Below are 3,920 nucleotides of genomic sequence, written 5' to 3'. Positions count from 1 at the left end.
TAGTACAACGGAAGTAACTTCCAAAAATCAATATAATTTTCAAGAAGTTTTGTTTTTTGATCTACTTCTAACCCCCACCTTTTTATATCTTCAATATCTTTTAAATAAGACAGAACATGCGATGGATCTAAAAGATAGCGATCAATTTCATTAAAATCTTGCAAAAGGGTCTTTGCCCAGTTTGCAAACAGCTCAAAAGATTGCTGATGCTTCTGCTCTGTAATTGATAAATAAACTTCATAAAACTCAAACAACAGCTCTATCGAATCAACTGAACGTATTGAAGCTACATTTTGAACAAAATCTTCAATACTTGTAATCTCTGGAGCAATAATAGTCTTCGAAGTCTCTTTTTTAAGAGCTTCAATCAAAAAAACTTTTGCTCTTTTATTCGGAAGTATTATTGTTATTTCAGAGAGTTTCTCTGCAAAGTCCTGAATTACAACAGAGGCAATTTTTTGAAGAAAAGAAGTATTTACCATAGGATAAAAATAAAAAAAGCCATTCAATTAAGAATGGCTTTTCATGTTTATTTAGAAAACTAATTATAGTTTACCTTGGTATTTAGAACCAATGTGTCTAATTTCAGTTCTTCTGTTTTGTGCTTTACCTGCAGCAGTTTTGTTACTTGCAACTGGTTGGCTAGAACCAAATCCTTTAGCTTCTAAGTTTTCTGGGTTAACACCTCTTTCAACTAAAGCGTTTAATACAGCGTTAGCTCTATCTTCAGAAAGTTTTTGGTTAACTTTAGCAGAACCTGTACTATCTGTGTGTCCTTCGATAGAGAATTTCGCGTTTGGATAGTTTTTAAGGATTTCTTTAATAGCATCTAATCTAGCTGGAGTTTCTTTGTCACCAGTTTTGAAAGTAGCTTTTCCTGAGTTGAAGTAGATTGCTCTAGCTTGAACTTTAAGATCTTCTAATGCAGCAGAAGTTACTTCTGGACATCCTCTGTTACTTGCAGGACCTGGAACTGTAGGACAGTCATCATCTTTATCAGCAACACCGTCTTTATCAGCATCTAAGAATGGGCAACCACCGTTTTCTTTAGGACCAGCAACTGTAGGACATTTATCGTCTTTATCAGCGATTCCGTCACCGTCAGTATCAGGACAACCTTTTAAAGCAGCTAAACCAGCAACATCTGGACAAGCGTCATCTTTATCAGCAATTCCGTCTCCATCTGTATCAGGACATCCGTTTAATGCAGCTAAACCAAATACATCTGGACAAGCGTCAGAAGCATCAACGATTCCGTCACCGTCAGTATCAGGACATCCGTTGAATTGTTTTAAACCAGCAACATCTGGACAAGCATCGTCTTTGTCATAGATTCCGTCTCCGTCAGTATCTTTACCTCCGAATTTGAAAACTAAACCTGCAGTGTGTTGGAAGTGAGATGGAGCATCTGGAGTTCCAGAAGCATCTTCTCTATCCCCACTCACTGACCATTTGTATCTTGTAGCTAATTCAAGACCAATAGCATCAGTAAACCAGAAAGTAACACCAGCACCTGGGTTAACAGTTCCATAGCTGCTATCTCCGAAGAAAGTATAACCACCACCAACAGATAACGAAGGATCAATCACTTTAGATTTGATTAATTCTTGGAAGCTATATTTGATAGTAGCATCAATTCCGTAGTACATCAAGTCTCCTGGATTTACTACTACATTCCCTCTACCATCTGCATTAGGATTAGCACGATCAAGGATAACATATTTATCAATTTTGTTTACAGATCCTTGTAAACCAACTGAGAAACCGCTACCTACATATCTAGACACACCAATGTAAGATAAAGAAGGTAAAATGTTCCAGTTGTCTTTAACAGCGAATGGCTGAGAAAAGTGTTGGTCAAAGAAACCATGACCAGAACCTGAACTTGTTCTAGTATCCACAGCATTAACTCCGAAAGAGATCGCCCATGGATTGTTACTGTCTTGCGCTTGAGCATTTAAACCCATCGCCATCAATACAGCAACTAAAAGTTTGTTAAGATGTTTCATACTTAATTTTTTTAATTACAATTTAGTTAATTACAAGCAAAAGTAACACCAAATTTTTTAAATACAAAATGAAATGTTAAAAAAAACCTACAAAAATTTAACAGAAGTGGTAATTATATAACTTTTAACATTTTACCGACAACTGTGAAGGCATTTATAGCTTTGTCCAAATGTTCTTTTTCATGCGCCGCAGATAGCTGCACTCGTATTCTAGCCTTATCTTTCGGAACCACTGGAAAGAAAAATCCAATAACATAAATTCCTTGTTTTAAAAGTTCGTTTGCCATTGTCTGAGATAATTTTGCATCGTATAACATAACTGGAACAATTGCAGAATCGCCATCAATTATATCGAAGCCTGCTTTTTTCATACCTTCTTTAAAATAGTTGGTATTCCATTCTAATTTATCACGAAGTGTTGTGTCTTTTTCTAATAATTCAAATACTTTTATTGAAGCCCCAACAATTGCAGGCGCCAATGAATTTGAAAATAAGTAAGGTCGAGATCTCTGACGTAATAACTCAATAATCTCTTTTTTCGCAGTAGTATATCCTCCCATTGCTCCACCCAAAGCTTTTCCAAGAGTTCCTGTTATAATATCTACCCTTCCCATTACTCCTTTTGCTTCAAGAGTTCCTTTTCCAGTTGCTCCAATAAAACCAGCAGCATGACATTCATCTACCATTACCATTGCATCGTATTTATCAGCAAGATCACAGATTTTGTCTAGTGGCGCCACTAATCCGTCCATAGAAAAAACTCCGTCAGTAACAATCAATTTAAAACGAGCTCCGGCTTCGTTTGCTTTTATCAACTGCTGCTCCAAGTCTTCCATATTATTATTTTCATAACGATATCTAGCCGCTTTACATAAACGAACACCATCTATAATAGAAGCGTGATTTAAGCTATCTGAAATAATTGCATCATTCTCTCCCAACAAAGGCTCAAAAACACCTCCGTTTGCATCAAAGGCTGCAGCATATAATATAGTATCTTCTGTACCATAAAAATCAGCAATCTTTTTCTCTAATGTTTTATGAATATCTTGTGTACCGCAAATAAATCGAACAGATGACATTCCGAAACCATGTGTATCCATTGCATCTTTTGCTGCTTGCACCACTTCTGGATGCGATGAAAGTCCTAAATAATTATTAGCGCAAAAGTTCAACACTGTTTCCCCTGTTGAAATTGTGATTTCTGCGCCTTGAGGAGAAGTAATAATACGCTCCTTTTTAAAGATTCCATTTTCTTCAATTGTCTGCAATTCTTTTTGCAGATGTTCTTTTATTTTACCGTACATTTTTTATTTATTTAAAACGTTAAATATTAACAGCTTAACCAAAATTAAGCTTCGCTTTTTCTTTAACATCTGATTAATTTTTTCACAAATTTACTACCTCAATTTCTGTCCCAATATACACCAAAGCCTTTTTCAAAACTGCATATCCTAAATCTTCAATTGCATCTTGATATTCCTGAATCTGCTGTTGATATTTTGCATTTACAGCACCTGTTTTATAATCTAACAAATAAGCTTGTTTATTTTCTAAAAAGACAACTCGATCCGGCTTTAAAATTCTTCCCTCTTTTTGAACAATCGTCTGCTCATTCAAAACCGTATCTTTTCCGTCAAAACAAACATTTAGTTCTGGATGATTCACAATTTCTCTCAAAGTTTGCAATACTTGATCTACTTGATCGTAAGTTATCAAACCGTTTTCAATAGCTTTAGTTACTGCCAAATCAACATCTGTTTTATCTTTAACAAAAGCCAAAATTTCATGAACAATGTTTCCGTACGAAATAGCTTCCTGCTGATGCGTTCCCCACATTAAAGCTTCGCGTTGTGCAATTTTAATATTTTTCGGATTTAAAACCTCCCTTACAACAGGAATCGATTTAAC

2 protein-coding genes and 2 pseudogenes are annotated in these 3,920 nt (G+C 35.5%); all 4 read right to left on the bottom strand.

What is annotated here, in order from left to right; all coding sequences use genetic code 11:
• Positions 1–482: pseudogene (locus tag B3J44_RS01585) on the bottom strand (PD-(D/E)XK nuclease family protein); the annotation flags it as partial.
• Positions 483–545: 63 nt separating this feature from the next.
• Positions 546–2,009 carry an OmpA family protein gene (locus B3J44_RS01580; protein WP_286965181.1) on the bottom strand — a complete coding sequence of 488 codons (1,464 nt, stop codon included), beginning with the start codon at positions 2,007–2,009 and terminating at the stop codon, positions 546–548.
• Positions 2,010–2,122: 113 nt separating this feature from the next.
• Positions 2,123–3,316, bottom strand: a complete 1,194-nt coding sequence (gene kbl, locus B3J44_RS01575; protein ID WP_286965179.1) for a glycine C-acetyltransferase — start codon at positions 3,314–3,316, stop codon at positions 2,123–2,125.
• 82 nt (positions 3,317–3,398) lie between these two features.
• Positions 3,399–3,920, bottom strand: a pseudogene (locus tag B3J44_RS01570) (ATP-dependent helicase); the annotation flags it as partial.

The organism is Flavobacterium sp. UBA4854, assembly GCF_002399805.1.
In the GTDB taxonomy this organism is placed as follows: Bacteria; Bacteroidota; Bacteroidia; order Flavobacteriales; family Flavobacteriaceae; genus Flavobacterium; species Flavobacterium ginsengisoli.
Note: the sequence above shows the minus strand (reverse complement) of the source record. Positions and strands in the feature narration are given on the sequence as shown.